Origin of the sequence: Bradyrhizobium sp. F1.4.3 (assembly GCF_040548375.1) — a bacterium.
In the GTDB taxonomy this organism is placed as follows: Bacteria; Pseudomonadota; Alphaproteobacteria; order Rhizobiales; family Xanthobacteraceae; genus Bradyrhizobium.
This window is the reverse complement of sequence record NZ_JBEPRN010000009.1, coordinates 136,090-152,779: the sequence shown is the minus strand read 5'-3', so window position 1 is coordinate 152,779 and position 16,690 is coordinate 136,090. Positions and strand designations below refer to the sequence as shown.

The window sequence follows — 16,690 nt, the reverse complement described above, 5'->3', positions numbered from 1 at the left end:
CTCGCATGAGGCTGGCCAAAAACGCCGCATGCGTGCTATATAACGCTTGGGTTTCCAGTCGGCCGCCGCAGTGGGACCATGGGCGGGGCAGGCGCTGTTTGAGTAATGGAGAGGGTGTTGAAGCACAAATTCCCCGTTGGATCGCGCGTATTGTTCACGGCCAGCAACGTTGCGCGCCCGGCTGCCAGCGGCTCGTATGAGATCATCCGCCTGCTGCCGACGGAAGGCGACGACTGCCAATACCGGATCAAGAGCTCGACTGAAGCCTTCGAACGGGTCGCCAAGGAAAGCCAGCTCGCACTCTCCTGAAGCGCTGACGGGACTGCGCATTGACGTCGCGGACGAATTTGCTTCGCTCGCCGTTAAAAGGCCCGCTTCACCTCGACAAGGTGGGCCGGGGGCAGTTGCCGACCAGCGGTGCTCGCTTTGACCATTCGCTCTCTGCTCGCGTGAGGGGACGTCGCGCATGAACTGGGCATGGGCCACTTCGCTCGACGATATCTGGCGTTCGCCGGCCTTTCCGATGTGGATGACGCTGGCTGCCGCCGGCTTCTTCGGACTGATTCTCCTGATCACGCTGCTGCGCGCCGAGAAGTCGGTCGCCAACGGCGCGCTGACCGTCATCACACTGCTCGCCATCGGCATCGCGGTAGCAGCCACCATGCGCGTCTACGGACCGGAGGGGCAGGCCGCGCCGAGCGAAGCCCGCGCACAGGCCTTGGCGACGCCGAACCTGCCGGCGCTGTCCTGCCTCGACGGTCTCGCCGGCGACGCTGTGCTGGCGGGCTGCGAGAGGGCTTTGTTCGGCTCGCCCGATGCCGCGGCCGCCGCCGTTTCCTACACCGCGGCCCGGATTGACCGGCTCACCGCGCTCGGCGATGCCGCGACCGCCGAGAAGAGCCTGACATTGGACATGAAGGTGCTGCGCAAGGCGCTGGAGCGCGATCGCTACGGCCTCGTCGCTCAGGTGCTGGTCGTGCGCGACGGCTGCACCCGGTTCGATTGTGCCGCCTTCCGCTCGCTGACCGATCAGCAGCAGGTCGCCGCCAACATGGATGCCCATTTGTACGACACGCTGGTCGCACGCTACGCGCCGGTCTGGAACGCGCCCACAGCGGCGCCGGCGATGCCAACCTCGGGTGCGCTCGCGGGGCTGCCGACAACGATGCCGACCGGCAAGCCAACCAATGCGGAGTTCCCGAGCGCCTCGTCGACGCCGCCGGTGAGCATCATGAATCCGGAGCCGCCGACGGCCGCGACGCGCCAGGCGCCCGCCGCCAACGCTGCTGCCACGCCGGCTGCACGCGCGCCGTCCGCGACCTCGGCACAGGCCGCAGCGCCGGCCGCGAAGAGACCGCCGGCTCCGAAGGCTGCGCGCGCGCCGGCAGCCGCGCCGGTTCCGCTCGCGCCGCCGCCGGCCTCGGCCCCCGCGGCTGCGGATAACGAGTAGTTCGGCTTTGAAAACCGGCGGCCAGCCCGCTAATGCTGAGGCATGCCACTCCATCTGATCAAGCTTGCCGTCGGCTGCGACTCCGTCAAGGAATTGAAGGGGTGGATCGCCGAACGGATGCAGACCGCCAAGAAGAAGGGTCTGCCGCAACATCACATCCACATCACCCGCATGGTGCCGAAGCGGGACGCCGAGATCCTCTCGGGCGGGTCGCTCTATTGGGTCATCAAGGGCGAGATCGCCGCGCGCGAAAAGATCATCGGTATCGAGCCGTTCCGCGACAAGGATGGCATCGGGCGCTGTCGGATCGTGATGCAGCCCAAGGTGATCTCGGTCTCGCCGCGCCCGATGCGCCCGTTCCAGGGCTGGCGCTATCTCGCCGACGATTCCGTGCCGCCCGATCTCGGCAAGTCCGCCGCGGACACCATCGCGGCGATGCCGGAGCCGATGCGGCGCGAGCTGCGCGATCTCGGATTGCTCTGAAGCGGCGGCTCAAGGCGGCGTGACGATATGTAGCCGCGCCCAGTCGGAGGGCGGCATCACGACCGGAGGTCCGCCTTCGCCGATGCCGTCGACGATGTCGACCAGCTCCGGCGCGACGCCCATCTCTTGCAGATACTTCCGGTACTGCTCGCCGAAATGGGCGGTCAGGCTTTCGCGCTGTTCGGCCGCGACATTGGGCGCGAGGCGGTTGCGGACAGTGCGGCCGGTCAGCACCACCTTCACACCTTGGGGGAGGCTGCGATGCACGCCGCCGGCGAGCATCAGGACGCACGCGAAATCGCAAGCCGGCTCCGGCAATTTCACCTTGGCCTCGAGCGGCCCGCCCGGGCGCTTCAGCGCAAAACAGTCCGCCTCCGGCTTGCCGGCGCAGGCCTCGACCTCGGTCGCACCTGCGGCGGTATCCAGGCCGCGGTCGCGCAAGATGCGGCCCATGCTGGTCGCGACATTGAGATTCGACGCGCCCCAACTATCGATGATGAGCGGCAGCTTGCGGCCGGGCTGACGATCGAGGATCGCGATCAGCCGCTTGTAGCTGTCCCATTGCACCGCGCCTTCGGCTGCGATCCAGTCGGAGCAGCCTGGTCCGCAGGCCCCGGCGGGGCCATGAGCGACATAGAAGATCATCGCATCCGGCGGCGACCCGTACAGGCCGATCGGCGGACGCTGCTGTGCTTGCGCAATCGTAGAGGCGATCAGCGCCAGCACGGCGCTCGTGATCATCGTGCGGATGGATAGCATTTCCTGCCGTCCGGCTTGCTTCCTCGCGCCGATCATCCCTGCGGGCGAGTGGACGTGCAAGATCAACCTTGGCTATCCTACCGCGATATTGTCGATCAGCCGCGTCGTGCCGAGCTTGGCTGCGACCAGAATTCGCAAGGGCCCGTCCTTGCGCGAGGTGACCTGTGCCAGCGTCTCGGCATGGCGGACCTCGAAATAGTCGAGGACAAAGCCGGCCGCCGTGACCATCTCGGCGCCGCGCGCCATCGCGGGCGCGATTGCTTCGCCGGCCTGGATCCGCCCGGCGCTGTCCTTCATGGCGCGATACAGGGTGGTGGCGGTCTGACGCTCCTCCGGTGAGAGATAGACGTTGCGCGAGGACATCGCGAGTCCGTCGCGCTCGCGCACGGTGCGGGAGCCGATCACCTTGACGCCGAGGTCGAGATCCCGCGCCATCCGCGTCACGACTTGCAACTGTTGAAAGTCCTTCTCGCCAAAGATCGCGACATCCGGCCGGCATTGCGTGAACAGCTTGCCGACGACGGTGGCGACGCCGCCGAAGAAATGCGGCCGGAAGCGGTCCTCGAGGCCGGCCAGCGCCGGTCCCTCCGGGACGATGCGGGTCGCAAAGCCCTCCGGATACATCGCCTCGACGCCGGGGTGCCAGACCATGTCGACGTCTTCGGCCGCGAGCTTCGCGATATCGGCCTTCCAGGTTCGCGGATAAGCGCCGAAATCCTCGGTCGGGGCGAACTGGGTCGGATTGACGAAGATCGACACCACGACGCGGCTCGCGCGCCGCTTGGCCAGGCGCACCAGCGACACATGCCCGTCATGGAGTGCCCCCATGGTCGGCACCAGCGCGACCGTGGCTTTTCGCTTGCGAAGATTGTCGACGGCGCGCCGCAGGGCGGGGACCGTGCGGGCGATCAAGGGACTTCGTGACATCAGGACTCGAGAGGGTTGGGGATGGGGTTGGGCGCGGCGGCTGCGCCACCGGCTAACCTTAACAAGCGGCTGTCGTGGACGCCATGCATCCACATGCGGCACAGCATCCCGCACAACGCCGCGCAGGATGTCGCGACGTTGTGGGCTGGATCACAGACGCGACTCGGCTGCGCGATTCATGATCAAGACCGGCGCAGTGCGATTTGCATTGACTGTCACGCATTTCACTTGACCGCAGACGCCGCCAACTCGAAGATATTCCGCAGGGGTGTTGAGGATCGCTATGCTTGTGCAGGCTAGCCAAGGCCAATCCGGCTCGGCACATGTGGTCGTGCTCGGCAACGAGAAAGGCGGCTCCGGCAAGTCGACCACCGCCTTGCACGTCGCGGTCGCGCTCCTGAAGGCCGGCCAGCGCGTCGCCACCATTGATCTCGACTGCCGCCAGCAAAGCTTCACCCACTACATCAACAACCGCTCCGCCTGGGCGCGCCGCACCAAGCTCGATCTCGAGCTGCCGGTGCATCGCTGCATCAGGCTCGGCGAGACCATGCAGATCGCCGAGAACGAGAGCTCCGAGTTCCAGCAATTCATGGAAGCGGTCTCGGCGGTCGAGAGCAGCTTTGACTTCATCGTCATCGATACCCCCGGCACCGACAGCTACCTGATGCGGCTTGCGCATTCGATGGCCGACACGCTGGTCACGCCGATCAACGACAGCTTCCTCGACTTCGACGTGCTCGGCACCGTCGATCCCGCCAACTACGCGGTCACGGGCGAGAGCCATTATGCCGAGATGGTGCGCGACACCCGCCGCAAGCGCCGCCAGCTCGACGGTTCGACCACCGACTGGATCGTGGTGCGTAATCGCCTGTCCATGCTCGGCTCGCGCAACAAGCAGCTCGTCGCGGACGGGCTCAAGGATTTGTCGTTGCGATTGGGCTTCCGCTACGTCGACGGTTTTGCCGAGCGCGTCGTCTACCGCGAGTTCTTCCCGCGCGGCCTGACCGCGCTGGACGAGATCGATGAGGCCACGCTCGGTATGCGGCCCAATCTCGGCCATCTCACCGCGCGGGAGGAGGTGACGAGCCTGCTCCGCCAGCTCAAGCTGCCGCTCGACGAGCGCGGCCGCCGCCGTGCGGCCAACCGGGCCGAGTGGTTCAGCCAAGTCGACAAGCCGCTTGAGGTCCACGACATCCTCGGGGCCTGACCGCAGCGGTATATCGCTACTTCCAGTCGATCAGCATCGCCGGTTCCCGCTGGAACTGCGCCCACGCGAGGCCGTTTTCATCCTGCGTTTACCGCGAAATTGAACCCGATCGAGACGAGTTGCGTCGGATGGTGACCTGCACCCTGACGTAGCGGTAAGAGGAGGGGATGCACAACAAACGTGTGCGTCGCACAATGAAAGGGCTGCCGGATCACAATATTTGGCCTTCCTGTCACGCGGCTGTGACGTATATTAGGGAATAGGCGAGAGGGAGCCAAAGAGCTCCCCTAACAAACACGGTTTCGACAGGGACTTCAGGTGGACAAGCCCTGAGGCTGAGGACGAAAATGAAGCGTGGAATTGCCGTTCTGGTTTGCGTCAGTGCCCTTTGCGGCGTCGCCTATTTCACGGCGAGCAAGTGGGCCATCAGGCATGAGACCATCACCTTCTACGATGCTTCGCGCGACAATCGTCCAGTGCCTGTCGACATCGCGATCCGCCGCGACAAGGAAATGCAGGCCAACGCCGGCATGATCACCATGCCGGTTGCAGTGATCAATCACGGCAACACCGTCAAGAACACCGAGTACGGCTTCCTCGCCAACGTGTTTGCGGCGCGCGGCTATTTGGTGGTCAGCCCGCAGCATGACCTGCCGACCGATCCTCCGATGGTGACCAAGCCGGGCGAGCTCTATGTCGGCCGGCTGCCGCAGATTCTGCGCGGCGTCGCCAACATCCATCTCGCGATGCAGGAGATGAAGAAAGTTCAGCCCAACGCCGACTACACCAGGGTGACGATGGTCGGCCATTCCATGGGTGGCGACATCACGATGTATTTTGCCAAACAGTATCCGGACGAGGTCAAGAAGGTCGTGACGCTGGATAATCTCCGCGTGCCTTTCGTGACTGCCGGCAAGTTCAAGATCCTGTCGTTCCGCTCCAAGGATCCGCAATTCAAGACCGATCCGGGCGTGATCCCCACCGACGAGGAATGCGAGAAGGCCGGTATTCAGGTCGTGAAGACCGACTTCCAGCATAACGACATGCGCGACACCGGCCCGGATGACGCCAAGAACTCGATCCAGGGCATGCTCGACAAATTCCTGAGCGACACCGACAGCGCGATCGCGCCCGTGGACACCTCGTCGTCTCCGCCGAAGATACTTGAGCCCGGTCCTGTCGCCCTGATGGCGCCCGCCAAGAGCTGATCGATAGCTGATCGATCCGGCCATAGCTGGAAACAAGTTTCAAAGCCTCCGCCGGCATACCCGGCGGAGGCTTTGCACATTGACCTGCCAGCGCGCGCTATCCACATTAGCTGTTTGAGACCAAGTGCGACCAGGGATGTCCGGCGAACCCATCAAACCGCGCAACCGCGATGCCGCTTCGGCCAAGGCCGGAGGAGGCGGCACGCTGCCGCAGGCGAAAACCTCGACCTCGGAGGACGTCGCCGCCTTCGTCGCCAAGGCGCGTGCGCTGTCGCCGCATACGCCCGGCGCGAAGGGACGTCTGATCTTTGCGCTGGATGCGACGATGAGCCGGCAGCCGACCTGGGACATGGCCTGCGCGCTCCAGGCGGACATGTTCCGCGAGGCCGGGGCGCTCGGCAGCCTCGATATCCGGCTCGTCTATTATCGCGGGTTCAACGAATGCCGTGCCAGCGGGTGGATCTCGGACAGCGGCAAGCTTGCGACGCTGATGAGCAAGATCGACTGCCGCGGTGGTGACACCCAGATCGGCAAGGTGCTGACCGAGGCTCGGCGCGAAGCGGTCGCATCTGGCGTGCGCGCCGTGGTCTTCGTCGGCGACGCGATGGAAGAGAAGGTCGACGAGCTCTGCGCCAGGGCCGGCGAACTCGGCATGCTGAAGGTGCCGGTGTTCCTGTTTCAGGAAGGCCATGATGCCGTAGCCGAGCAGGCGTTTCGCGAGATCGCGCGCCTCACGGGTGGCGCCTGGTGTCGGTTCGATCCCGGTGCGGCGACGCAGTTACGCGACCTGTTGCGCGCCGCCGCAGCCTATGCGGCCGGCGGCCGCGAGGCGCTGTTGAAATTGGCGAAGACCGCGGGCGGCGCGGCGAAGTTGATCGAACAGATGAAGTAGCGGGTCACGCCGGCGCTGCCTGCGGCGGAGGCGCTGTTGCCGCCTTCGCCACCGCCACGAGCAGGGCCGACATATTGCCCAGCACAGCCAAATCGGCTGGTACGCCGTGGCGCGCCGCGAGCCATGCCGGATCATTGTACGAGAGCCAGGTAGCGCCGGCGGCATCCTGCCAAACCAACGTCTTCAACGGCAGGTCGATGCCGATGGACTGGACGGATTGCATCAGGGGCGTTCCGGCCTTGGCGTTGCCGAAGATCAGGACTTCCGTCGGCCGCAGTGAAAGGCCGGCCTCTGCCGCGCCCGCGGCGTGATCGATCCGAGCGAAGATGCGCAAACCTTTCGTCGTTAGTTCTGCCTCGAGCCGGTCCATGGTTTCCCGAGGTTCGTACCGGCTCGCAAGCGTCACCAGTCCATCCGCGCCCATGTCGCAACTCCGTTCCGGTCGTATCGCGCCGGACTATCGGGCAAACGAACTCCTCGTGTCATCTGCCGATTGCGGGCGTGCGAAGGACGCCATGCTTTTTGACAAGAGCGCGACTATATTCACGCCATGACACTGATCGCCGGCGTTGTCGCCGTTATCACGCTCTATCTGTTGCTCCAGATGTTCCGCGCCGCCAATCCAGCGGTGCTGGCGCGCACCATCAAGGTCGGCGGCGGCGTGGTGGCGCTCGCGGTTGCGGCCTTCACCGGCTTGAGGGGCGAGCTGGCGGTGGCGATTCCGCTCGGAATTTTCGGAGCCGGGCTGCTCGGCTGGACACCGCTGGCGAATGCTGGCTTCGGCAATATCGGTGGGCTATTCGGCGGCGGTGCAACGCGCCCGTCGGGCCAGACCTCGCGCGTGCGTTCGCAATTCCTGGACATGCGGCTCGACCACGATTCTGGCCAGCTCTCGGGCCAGATCGTCGCCGGGCCCAATACCGGGCGCAATCTCGAGGAGTTCGATCTTGCCAGCCTGCTGGCGATGGTCCCGGCGTTTGACGCCGAGAGCGTGGCCTTACTTGAAAGCTATCTGGACCGCCGGTTTCCCGCCTGGCGTCAGAACGCGCAAGGCGATCCGGCAGGGGGGCAGCGCCGCACGGCGGCGAGCGGCAAAATGACGGCGGAGGAGGCCTATCAGATCCTTGGCCTGCAGCCGGGGGCGGGGCGCGACGACATCAGCCGGGCGCACAAGTCCCTGATGAAGAAACTGCATCCCGACCAGGGGGGCTCGACGTACCTCGCTGCCCGTGTAAACGAGGCCAAGGATACTCTGCTTCGGACGCATCACAGCTAACTCCGGCACCACGCTACAAAACGCTCGTACCGCGTAAGCTCCGCTGGCTCTGTTTGCCGTCGCCCCGATGCCCGCCATTGTCGGCGTGGTCGATCCCTTGAGCGAAGTTTTAACCCTAAAGTCTTGACGAGAGGTTGTCGTGGAGCAGCCCTCGCATCACCGCGTCCCGAAAACGAAAATGCCCGCGCCGTAAGGCGCGGGCATCGGGATCGGAATGCGGCCGGAAACTAGTTGCGGACGGTGATGCAGGAGATGTCGGCGCGCTTCAGGGCGCGGCAGACGGCTTCGGCCTGGTCCCGCTCGAGCCCGGCGAAGCGGGCGCGGTAGAGCTTGCGATTGTCCTTGGCGACGACCGGCTCGGTGAACGGATCGGCCTTGCTGAGCAGGCCGCGGGCCGAGCTGCGCGCGGCATCGATGCGCTGCTGGGCTTCGTTCTCGCTTTCGAGCGCGCCGACTTGAACGATCCAGCCGCTATGGGTGATGACCGGTCTGGTGGTGGCGCTCATCTGGATCGGCTGCGGCATCGGATCGGCCGAGGCAAGCTTTGGGGCCGCCGGAGCGGGCGTGGCAGCGGTTGCGGCTGGCAGCACGCCGAGGATGCCGTTGCCGGTGCCGAAGCCCGCCGGCTGCTGCGGCAGCTCGGTACGGGCGATTTCGGCCCTGGCGGGCTCTGGCTTGTTGATGATGTCGGCCCTGGCGACGACAGCGCCGGAGGTTTCCGCGATGTCGGTGCGGGGCGAAATCGTGTTGGTAACCTGCGGCCCGACTTGCGTCGGGGCGGCGGAAGCGACCTTCACAGCGCCAGCCTTGACCTGGACCGTCTTGACCCGGACCGGCTTCATCGGCTCGGACGAACCCGGAATGAGGGCGAGCGGCTGGCTCGAGATCACGCCATTGGTGAGCGGCGCGGGGTCGATCTTGGACTCAGCGGGTTTGGCCTCAGGCTTGGGCTGGGCCGGCGGCATCGCGGCGGTCGCCGCTGCAAGCGCCGACAGGCGCGAGGCGGGACGCGGTGCGGGTGCCTCGGGGGCAGGAGCGGCCGCGGCCTGCGGCGCGAGGCGGGCCGGGGTGTCGGATGCGTCGGCGACATCGGTGCTGGCGTCAGCGCCATTGCGCTCGGTCACCGCGACGACGGTGTGGGTGGTTGCGCCCTTCTCGAGATTCTCCGCAAGAAGGTTCCGCATGATGGCATCGCGCGAGCCGCCGCTGCGGCCGCCCAGCACCACGCCGATCAGATGGCGGTTGCCGCGGCGCATCGAGGTCACGAGATTGAAGCCGGAGGCGCGGGTGTAGCCGGTCTTGATACCGTCCACGCCTTCGACGCTGCCGAGCAGGTGGTTGTGGTTCCGGATCGATTGTCCGCGCCAGTTGAAAGTCGACGTCGCGAAATAGCGGTAGTAGCGCGGGAAGCGCTCCTGGATGGCGCGGCCGAGCGTGGCCTGGTCGCGCGCCGTCGTGACCTGCTCGTCGTTGGGAAGGCCGTTGGCATTGCGGTAGACCGTCTTGGACATGCCGAGCGCGCGCGCCTTGCGCGTCATCATCGCGGCGAAGTCGTCCTCGTCGCCGCCGATCGCTTCCGCGATCACCACGGCGGCGTCGTTGGCGGAGCGGGTGACGAGACCCTTGATCGCGTCCTCGACGCGAATGGTCTGGCCGGCACGCAGGTTCAGCTTGGTCGGGTCCTGGTCGGCGGCGTGCTGCGATACCGGCATTTCGGTGTCGAGCTTCATCTTGCCGGACTCGAGCCGCTCGAACAGCAGATAGAGCGTCATGATCTTGGTAAGCGAGGCGGGATGGCGAAGCCCATCTGGGCTGGTCGACTGGAGCACCGCGCCGGAATTGCCGTCGACAATGATCGACGCGAATTGCGGGCTATAGCTCTCGGAAACATCGCGCTGCACCCGATGGTGCGCGTAATGGCGCCGATGGCGCCGCGCCTCGGCGGCATCGGTGGTGAAGATGGCGGCTGCGGTGACCGTAAGAAGACCGAAAACGCCAACCCGCGCCAAGCGCGAGGAAGACCAGTTGTTACGAAGCATGAAACCCCGTCCCCGTTTGTGACTTGATCACCGGCTCGTGAGGCGAAATTGTGCCCTGCGGACCCGGGATCATTACCTGCTCAGGCTGTCCCTCCGCCGGTGCTCACTGCGGGGAACGTTGGGCCTGAGCCGCTGTTCTGGCTAAGGTGATGTTCTCAAACGGCTATTGACCGCTTGCGGAAGGTGAACACGTCCAGGGAATCAGGGTAGGGGTCCGCGGTTTCCAAAAGCTTAAGGAACCCTTGCGGGAAAGCCCGGGAATCTCCGTAACTTGCATTGATTTTTGTGCGTCGCACAAGATTCTTGACTTTTTTGTGCGTTGCACTAATTGTGGGCAGAGTCAGGGAGCCGGGGCTTCCGGACCAAAGCCAGGGAAAAGGATTCCGAGAATGTTCAAGGTTGAAGACTTTCAGAACTACGGGAAAGAGCAGTTCGAGACGTGCGTCGCCTCCGCGACCTCGGTGCAGCACGGCCTCCAGGCGATCGCCAGCGCCTATGGCGACTACACCAAGAAGTCGTTCGAAGACACCAAGTCCTTCGTCGAGAAGCTGTCCGGCGTGAAGTCGCTGGACAAGGCGCTGGAAGCGCAGACCGATTTCGCCCGTTCCGCCTACGAAACCTTCGTCGCGGAATCGCAGAAGATCGCCGGCCTCTACAGCGACCTCGCCAAGCAGGCCTTCAAGCCGGTCGAGACCGTCGTGTCGAAGTTCACCCCGGCCGCCAACTAACCTTTCCCGGACATCCTGGAAGCAAAAAGCCCGGCTGATGCAGCCGGGCTTTTTCGTTTGCAGGCGATGGATCTGTCAGCGCGCCACGCGCAGCTTCGACAGCGCTGTGCCGATCGTGTTGAACGTCGTCACGATCTGGCTTGAGCTGGTCAGCATGAAGAACTTGTCGGGGCTGCTCGCGCAGTTTTGCAACACTGTGGACGTCGCATCCGCAGGCGAGCTCGTGTTCACCTGGATGGTGTAGATCGTATACATCGTCTGGCCCTTGGAATCCTTGGCGGCCTTCAGGTTTGTGCACATCAGCGCCTGGCGCGCATCGATCGGATTGCCGGAGGCTTGCGTGTTGCCGTCGCCGTATTCGGGCCAGCGGTCTTCGGTGTTGAGACCGTCGGACAGCAGGATGATGACCCTGTTATATGTCGTATTGGCGTCCTCCGCGGGGGCATTCAGCGGACCTCCGATCAGCAGCGATTGCCAGCCCCACGCCAGTCCGACCGCCTGGTTGGTGCCGCCTGTCGGCTGCATCGCATTGACGGCCGTCTTGAGCGTGCTCCAGCTATAGCTCAGCGGAATGAGGGGCTCGAGCTGGGTCGAGGCGCTGCTGCTGCAATAGGCCGTGCTGTTCTCGTAATACTCGTTGGCCGGAAACAGCGTCGTGACATCGGACGTCGCGGGCAGCACGCCGGTAGCGTCGTTCGGTTGGGTGCGGTCTGCGACGCAGCCGGTCCACGTGCTGATGGGATTGGTGGACGGCTGGCGCCAGTCATTTGCAACCCCGACGGCGCTGGGAGTCCAGACGTGGTCCTTGTTGGGCGTGTGGGCGTTGTCCTTGAAACCGACGACGGCGGAAACCCTGGGCTGACTCGGGTTATCCGTCAGGTCATTGGGGCCGGGCTGCGTCCAATTGTGGACGTATGTGTCCCCCTTGCAGGATTTGCTACTGCCGCTTCCGGTGCAGGTGCAATTGGCGACAGCTGAGCCCGAGGAAGTCTTTGGACAACTGCAATTCCCAGATCCTGAGCAAAATATTTCATTGAGGCCAGTCGGCTCGCTGGTCCAGCAGCCGTTGTATTTCACGTAGGTTCGCGAGCGGCCGAAACCGTCGGCGGTCGGGCAAATGGGATTTTTGACGGTTGCGCCGTTGACTGTGAGCGTTGTCGACGGAACTGTCGCCGTGGTCGAAGTGTTGCTTGCGGTGGGACTGGTCTTGCAAACAAAGCCGCCATTTGCACTACCATTGGTGTTGCCAACAGTGTTGGTGAACGGGCACTTCGCGCCCGGTCCGACTGCATGCCAGTTGATGGGAAGCGTCGCCATCAAGCTGCCATTGGCCGGTTGCGTGGTGGGCGGATTGAGCCAATCCGTCCAGTCGATCCAGCTCTGGCCATATTTGCTGGCGTCGACATTGACGTCCTTGGCGAAGGGGATGACCGAGATATAGACGTCGCCATTTGTCTTGCTCAGCGCGCTAAGCTGATCGATGAGGCCGCCGGATCCGGCCACGGCGTTTCTCAACGCGGTGATCTTGCCGTCCTGCGCCATCGATCCCGTATTGTCGAGCACGAGCGCCACGCGCATCTTGACGTTGCCCCAGGTGGTGGTCGAGGTGGTGTTGAAGCCGAGCGTCGGATAGCCGGCAATCTGCATGAAATCGGAGGTGATGTAACCGGAGCCGTTCAGCAGCAGGGTGGCTGCCGCACTCGTCGTGGCGGCCGTGTAGGTGGGGGTGATGGTGATGGCTTTTGCCTCAGTATCGGTATAGAGGCCCGAGAAGTAAATCTGTGCCTTCGTGCTGATGTCCGAAGTCGCGATCGTTCCTGCCGTCAAATCCTTCGAGAGCATCAGCGCGGTGGAGTCGAGGGCGGCCTGCATCGACGAACGTGCGCGGGACGCGCGGGTGTAATCGATGGCGGCGCCGACGAAGCTCAGGATCGGGATCAGCGTGATCGCGAAGATGACCGCAATGTTGCCTTGCTCTGCGGCGGCGAAACGACTGAACTGCCGATGCAGGCAACGGACAAAGGGCAGGCGAAACATGATGATCCCCGATATCTGTGGCTTTGCCTGATTTCGGGGTAGACGATTGAACGGCAGGTAAATTGGACCGTAGAAAGCCGGAAGAATCCCGCGCCAAACCGCCGCGGTTGCGCCCATGTCAGGTTCCTGGTCAACAGGTTCTAAACGGTCCGGGCGGAAATTTTTGTCAAATCGGTCCGGATTGATTAACCTTCGCCAAGATCGCCGGACCGGGAATCGGGGCCGCCGCGGCCGCATCGGCCGGACCGTTGCACGCTTGCGGCGAGCCGGGGGCAGGCCCATATTCCCTGCAATCGATCCGGTTTGGACCGGGCCGGTTGGAAGCGGCGATCCAACAAGGCGGCGCGCCTGTGCGAGGCTCACAAGTGCGGGACCGCGCGGTGGACCGTTATTCGCTTCCGTGGGGAATTTGAACGCCTGAGCCATGCTGCAACTGACTTCCAGACTCGACCTGTCCGCGGCGGCCGCCGCCACCGCTCCCCGGATGAGCAACGACGAGAACCGTTCCGGCGGCCCGACGGGTCCGAACACCTCGGTGATCACCAAGGTCAAGCCGAAGACCAAACGGCCGAACCTTTATCGAGTGCTGATCCTGAACGACGACTACACGCCGATGGAATTCGTCGTCCACGTGCTGGAGAAGTTCTTCCAGAAGGACGTCGAGGCCGCGACCAAGATCATGCTGCACGTCCATCATCACGGCATCGGGGAGTGCGGCGTGTTCACCTACGAGATCGCCGAGACCAAGGTGACGCAGGTGATGGATTTTGCCCGCAAGCACCAGCACCCGCTGCAATGCGTGATGGAAAAGAAGTAAGGCACCTCACGGCGCGCCGGCTCTTGGCATGTCGCAGTGTGATCGTCGCGTGATGTCTGCGCGATGTCGGTTGCTCCCCGGCAAAACTACGGAAATCTGTACCGGCGCCAATCCCGCCCAAATCGGAACGGGTTTTGCATCGAGAATGCCGTGGGGTGCGTACTCCCTTGAGTCGCGGAACCGGTCTTTCGCCGCGGCTTTGTATAACTATATGTGACAAAGGTTGTTGTTGCCTGACCGGGCGATGGCGATCATGATGGTGGGGGCCATAGAGGACGCGAATGCCGACTTTTTCTCAAAGCCTTGAACAATCCCTGCATCGTGCGCTGGCGATCGCAAATGAGCGTCATCACCAATACGCGACGCTTGAGCATCTGTTGCTCTCCTTGATCGACGACTCCGATGCAGCCGCGGTCATGCGCGCCTGTAGCGTCGATCTCGACAAGCTCCGCACGAGCCTCGTCAATTATCTTGAGACCGAATTCGAGAATCTGGTGACGGACGGCGCCGACGATGCCAAGCCGACCGCCGGTTTTCAGCGCGTGATCCAGCGCGCGGTAATCCACGTGCAGTCCTCCGGTCGCGAGGAGGTGACCGGCGCCAACGTGCTCATCGCGATCTTCGCCGAACGCGAAAGCCATGCCGCGTATTTCCTGCAAGAGCAGGACATGACGCGCTATGACGCAGTCAACTACATCAGCCACGGCATCGCCAAGCGGCCGGGTGTCTCCGAGGCGCGCCCCGTGCGCGGCGTCGACGAGGAGACCGAGGCCAAGGGCAGCGAGGACGCCAAGAAGAAGGGCGAGGCGCTCGAGACCTATTGCGTCAACCTCAACAAGAAGGCGCGCGACGGCAAGATCGATCCGGTCATCGGACGCAATTCCGAAATCAACCGCGCGATCCAGGTGCTGTGCCGCCGCCAGAAGAACAACCCGCTGTTCGTGGGCGAGGCCGGCGTCGGCAAGACCGCGATCGCGGAGGGCCTCGCCAAGCGCATCGTCGACAGCGAAGTGCCGGAGGTGCTGGCAGCCGCGACGGTGTTCTCGCTCGACATGGGCACTCTGCTCGCGGGCACGCGCTATCGCGGCGACTTCGAGGAGCGCCTGAAGCAGGTGCTGAAGGAGCTCGAGGCGCATCCCAACGCCATCCTGTTCATCGACGAGATCCACACCGTGATCGGTGCGGGCGCGACGTCGGGCGGGGCGATGGATGCCTCGAACCTGCTCAAGCCTGCGCTCGCCTCGGGCACCATCCGCTGCATGGGCTCGACGACCTACAAGGAGTACCGCCAGCACTTCGAGAAGGACCGCGCGCTGGTGCGGCGCTTCCAGAAGATCGACATCAACGAGCCGACGGTCGAGGACGCGATCGCAATCCTCAAGGGCCTCAAGCCTTACTTCGAGGATTACCATCGGCTGAAATATACCAATGAGGCGATCGAGGCCGCAGTCCAGCTCTCCTCGCGCTACATCCACGACCGCAAGCTGCCCGACAAGGCGATCGACGTGATCGACGAATCCGGGGCGGCGCAGATGCTGGTCGCCGAGAACAAGCGCAAGAAGACCATCGGCATCAAGGAGATCGAAACCACGATCGCCTCGATGGCGCGGATTCCGCCGAAGAGCGTGTCGAAGGACGATGCCGAGGTGCTCAAGCATCTGGAGCAGACCCTGAAGCGTACGGTGTTCGGTCAGGACAAGGCGATCGAGTCGCTCGCAGCCTCGATCAAGCTCGCCCGCGCGGGCCTGCGCGAGCCGGAGAAGCCGATCGGCTGCTATCTGTTCTCGGGTCCAACCGGCGTCGGCAAGACCGAGGTTGCAAAACAGCTCGCGGCGTCGCTCGGCGTCGAGCTGTTGCGCTTCGACATGTCCGAATACATGGAGCGGCACACCGTGTCGCGCCTGATCGGCGCGCCTCCCGGCTATGTCGGTTTCGACCAGGGCGGCCTGCTCACCGACGGCGTCGACCAGCATCCGCATTGCGTGGTGCTGCTCGATGAAATCGAGAAGGCGCATCCCGATCTCTACAATGTGCTGCTCCAGATCATGGATCACGGCCGGCTCACCGACCACAACGGCAAGCAGGTCAACTTCCGCAACGTGATCCTGATCATGACCACGAATGCGGGTGCTTCGGATCTCGCCAAGCAGGCGTTCGGCTTCACGCGCTCGAAGCGGGAAGGCGACGACCACGAGGCGATCAACCGGCAGTTCGCGCCGGAATTCCGCAACCGCCTCGACGCCGTCGTCTCGTTCGGGCATCTCAGCGTCGAGGTGATCGGCACGGTGGTGGAGAAGTTCGTGCTGCAGCTCGAGGCGCAACTCGGCGACCGCGACGTCACCATCGAACTGTCCGAGCCCGCCAAGGCCTGGCTGGTCAAGCACGGCTATGATGAGCAGATGGGTGCGCGGCCGATGGCCCGCGTGATCCAGGAGCACATCAAGAAGCCACTCGCCGACGAGGTGCTGTTCGGCAAGCTCAAGGGCGGTGGCCACGTCCGCGTCGTTCTGGTCAAGGACGAGGCCGACGAGACCAAGGAGAAGATCGGCTTCGAATTCGTCGAGGGCCCGGTCACGCCGAAGCAGGAAAAGCTGCCGGGCGCCCGCAAGCGTCCGCCAGGCAAGCCCAAGCCGGGTGGTCCCGGCGGCTCGAAGGGGCCGACGTCGAAGGGACCGCTGGTCAAGGCTTGATCGCGCGCGTCATGAATTGAAAAGGCCGGCTGAAAAGCCGGCCTTTTTGTTAGGAGGACCCTATCTCTTTCTGCAGGACGCAATATCCCCCAGCCCCGGTTGCAACGAAGCGCAACCAAGGCGTGAGCGCAATACGCCTTGCGTGGCATCGTAAACTACGGATTGTCGTCGGACTGA

15 protein-coding genes are annotated in these 16,690 nt (G+C 64.0%); 10 read left to right on the top strand and 5 right to left on the bottom strand.

Translation table 11 applies throughout. The annotated features are described in order from the left end of the window. Positions 1-105: 105 nt before the first annotated feature. The 3 genes from ABIB73_RS23155 (at position 106) to ABIB73_RS23145 (ending at position 1,933) form a co-directional block, all read left to right on the top strand. A complete protein-coding gene (locus ABIB73_RS23155; protein ID WP_354227659.1) occupies positions 106-309 on the top strand; it encodes a hypothetical protein in 204 nt (67 codons plus the stop codon). Positions 310-466: 157 nt separating this feature from the next. Next, complete coding sequence (locus ABIB73_RS23150) at positions 467-1,450, top strand: hypothetical protein (protein ID WP_354227657.1); 984 nt, start codon at positions 467-469, stop codon at positions 1,448-1,450. Between the two features lie 42 nt (positions 1,451-1,492). Next, entirely contained in the window at positions 1,493-1,933 is a 441-nt protein-coding gene (locus ABIB73_RS23145; protein ID WP_354227655.1) for a DUF1489 family protein, read from the top strand. Between the two features lie 9 nt (positions 1,934-1,942). Here the strand turns inward: ABIB73_RS23145 and ABIB73_RS23140 are convergent, their stop codons facing one another. Next, complete coding sequence (locus ABIB73_RS23140) at positions 1,943-2,692, bottom strand: hypothetical protein (protein WP_354227653.1); 750 nt, start codon at positions 2,690-2,692, stop codon at positions 1,943-1,945. A 72-nt stretch (positions 2,693-2,764) separates the two neighbouring features. After that, positions 2,765-3,619 carry a pantoate--beta-alanine ligase gene (gene panC / locus ABIB73_RS23135; RefSeq protein ID WP_354227651.1) on the bottom strand — a complete coding sequence of 285 codons (855 nt, stop codon included), beginning with the start codon at positions 3,617-3,619 and terminating at the stop codon, positions 2,765-2,767. Between the two features lie 283 nt (positions 3,620-3,902). On the opposite strand from panC, the gene ABIB73_RS23130 reads away from it, so the two are divergent. From ABIB73_RS23130 to ABIB73_RS23120, 3 genes are all read left to right on the top strand, one after another. After that, complete coding sequence (locus ABIB73_RS23130) at positions 3,903-4,826, top strand: division plane positioning ATPase MipZ (protein WP_354227649.1); 924 nt, start codon at positions 3,903-3,905, stop codon at positions 4,824-4,826. A 347-nt stretch (positions 4,827-5,173) separates the two neighbouring features. Then, entirely contained in the window at positions 5,174-6,034 is an 861-nt protein-coding gene (locus ABIB73_RS23125; protein ID WP_354227647.1) for an alpha/beta fold hydrolase, read from the top strand. Positions 6,035-6,170: 136 nt separating this feature from the next. After that, positions 6,171-6,926, top strand: a complete 756-nt coding sequence (locus tag ABIB73_RS23120) for a VWA domain-containing protein (protein ID WP_354227645.1) — start codon at positions 6,171-6,173, stop codon at positions 6,924-6,926. Positions 6,927-6,930: 4 nt separating this feature from the next. Here ABIB73_RS23120 and ABIB73_RS23115 read toward each other — a convergent pair whose 3' ends face one another. Next, positions 6,931-7,350, bottom strand: coding sequence for a DUF302 domain-containing protein (locus tag ABIB73_RS23115; RefSeq protein WP_354227643.1), 420 nt, complete (start codon positions 7,348-7,350; stop codon positions 6,931-6,933). 126 nt (positions 7,351-7,476) lie between these two features. On the opposite strand from ABIB73_RS23115, the gene ABIB73_RS23110 reads away from it, so the two are divergent. Next, a complete protein-coding gene (locus tag ABIB73_RS23110) occupies positions 7,477-8,202 on the top strand; it encodes a DnaJ domain-containing protein (protein ID WP_354227641.1) in 726 nt (241 codons plus the stop codon). 227 nt (positions 8,203-8,429) lie between these two features. Here ABIB73_RS23110 and ABIB73_RS23105 read toward each other — a convergent pair whose 3' ends face one another. Continuing rightward, complete coding sequence (locus tag ABIB73_RS23105; protein ID WP_354227639.1) at positions 8,430-10,241, bottom strand: serine hydrolase; 1,812 nt, start codon at positions 10,239-10,241, stop codon at positions 8,430-8,432. Between the two features lie 389 nt (positions 10,242-10,630). Between ABIB73_RS23105 and ABIB73_RS23100 the strand changes: the two genes are divergently transcribed. After that, positions 10,631-10,969 carry a phasin family protein gene (locus ABIB73_RS23100; RefSeq protein WP_354227637.1) on the top strand — a complete coding sequence of 113 codons (339 nt, stop codon included), beginning with the start codon at positions 10,631-10,633 and terminating at the stop codon, positions 10,967-10,969. 75 nt (positions 10,970-11,044) lie between these two features. Here ABIB73_RS23100 and ABIB73_RS23095 read toward each other — a convergent pair whose 3' ends face one another. Further along, entirely contained in the window at positions 11,045-13,432 is a 2,388-nt protein-coding gene (locus ABIB73_RS23095) for a pilus assembly protein TadG-related protein (RefSeq protein WP_354227635.1), read from the bottom strand. 58 nt (positions 13,433-13,490) lie between these two features. On the opposite strand from ABIB73_RS23095, the gene clpS reads away from it, so the two are divergent. Further along, a complete protein-coding gene (gene clpS / locus ABIB73_RS23090) occupies positions 13,491-13,823 on the top strand; it encodes an ATP-dependent Clp protease adapter ClpS (RefSeq protein WP_015685564.1) in 333 nt (110 codons plus the stop codon). Positions 13,824-14,104: 281 nt separating this feature from the next. Next, entirely contained in the window at positions 14,105-16,513 is a 2,409-nt protein-coding gene (clpA, locus tag ABIB73_RS23085) for an ATP-dependent Clp protease ATP-binding subunit ClpA (protein WP_354227633.1), read from the top strand. The last annotated feature ends 177 nt before the right edge of the window (positions 16,514-16,690 follow it).

Bases quoted from the DNA above. Each gene is read 5' to 3' on its own strand.
- ABIB73_RS23115 (WP_354227643.1), bottom strand. From the start codon at position 7,350: ATGGGCGCGGATGGACTGGTGACGCTTGCGAGCCGGTACGAACCTCGG.
- ABIB73_RS23100 (WP_354227637.1), top strand. From the start codon at position 10,631: ATGTTCAAGGTTGAAGACTTTCAGAACTACGGGAAAGAGCAGTTCGAG.
- ABIB73_RS23110 (WP_354227641.1), top strand. From the start codon at position 7,477: ATGACACTGATCGCCGGCGTTGTCGCCGTTATCACGCTCTATCTGTTG.
- ABIB73_RS23150 (WP_354227657.1), top strand. From the start codon at position 467: ATGAACTGGGCATGGGCCACTTCGCTCGACGATATCTGGCGTTCGCCG.
- ABIB73_RS23140 (WP_354227653.1), bottom strand. From the start codon at position 2,692: ATGCTATCCATCCGCACGATGATCACGAGCGCCGTGCTGGCGCTGATC.
- ABIB73_RS23095 (WP_354227635.1), bottom strand. From the start codon at position 13,432: ATGGCTCAGGCGTTCAAATTCCCCACGGAAGCGAATAACGGTCCACCG.
- panC (WP_354227651.1), bottom strand. From the start codon at position 3,619: ATGTCACGAAGTCCCTTGATCGCCCGCACGGTCCCCGCCCTGCGGCGC.
- ABIB73_RS23120 (WP_354227645.1), top strand. From the start codon at position 6,171: ATGTCCGGCGAACCCATCAAACCGCGCAACCGCGATGCCGCTTCGGCC.
- ABIB73_RS23130 (WP_354227649.1), top strand. From the start codon at position 3,903: ATGCTTGTGCAGGCTAGCCAAGGCCAATCCGGCTCGGCACATGTGGTC.
- ABIB73_RS23125 (WP_354227647.1), top strand. From the start codon at position 5,174: ATGAAGCGTGGAATTGCCGTTCTGGTTTGCGTCAGTGCCCTTTGCGGC.
- ABIB73_RS23155 (WP_354227659.1), top strand. From the start codon at position 106: ATGGAGAGGGTGTTGAAGCACAAATTCCCCGTTGGATCGCGCGTATTG.
- ABIB73_RS23145 (WP_354227655.1), top strand. From the start codon at position 1,493: ATGCCACTCCATCTGATCAAGCTTGCCGTCGGCTGCGACTCCGTCAAG.
- clpS (WP_015685564.1), top strand. From the start codon at position 13,491: ATGAGCAACGACGAGAACCGTTCCGGCGGCCCGACGGGTCCGAACACC.
- clpA (WP_354227633.1), top strand. From the start codon at position 14,105: ATGCCGACTTTTTCTCAAAGCCTTGAACAATCCCTGCATCGTGCGCTG.
- ABIB73_RS23105 (WP_354227639.1), bottom strand. From the start codon at position 10,241: ATGCTTCGTAACAACTGGTCTTCCTCGCGCTTGGCGCGGGTTGGCGTT.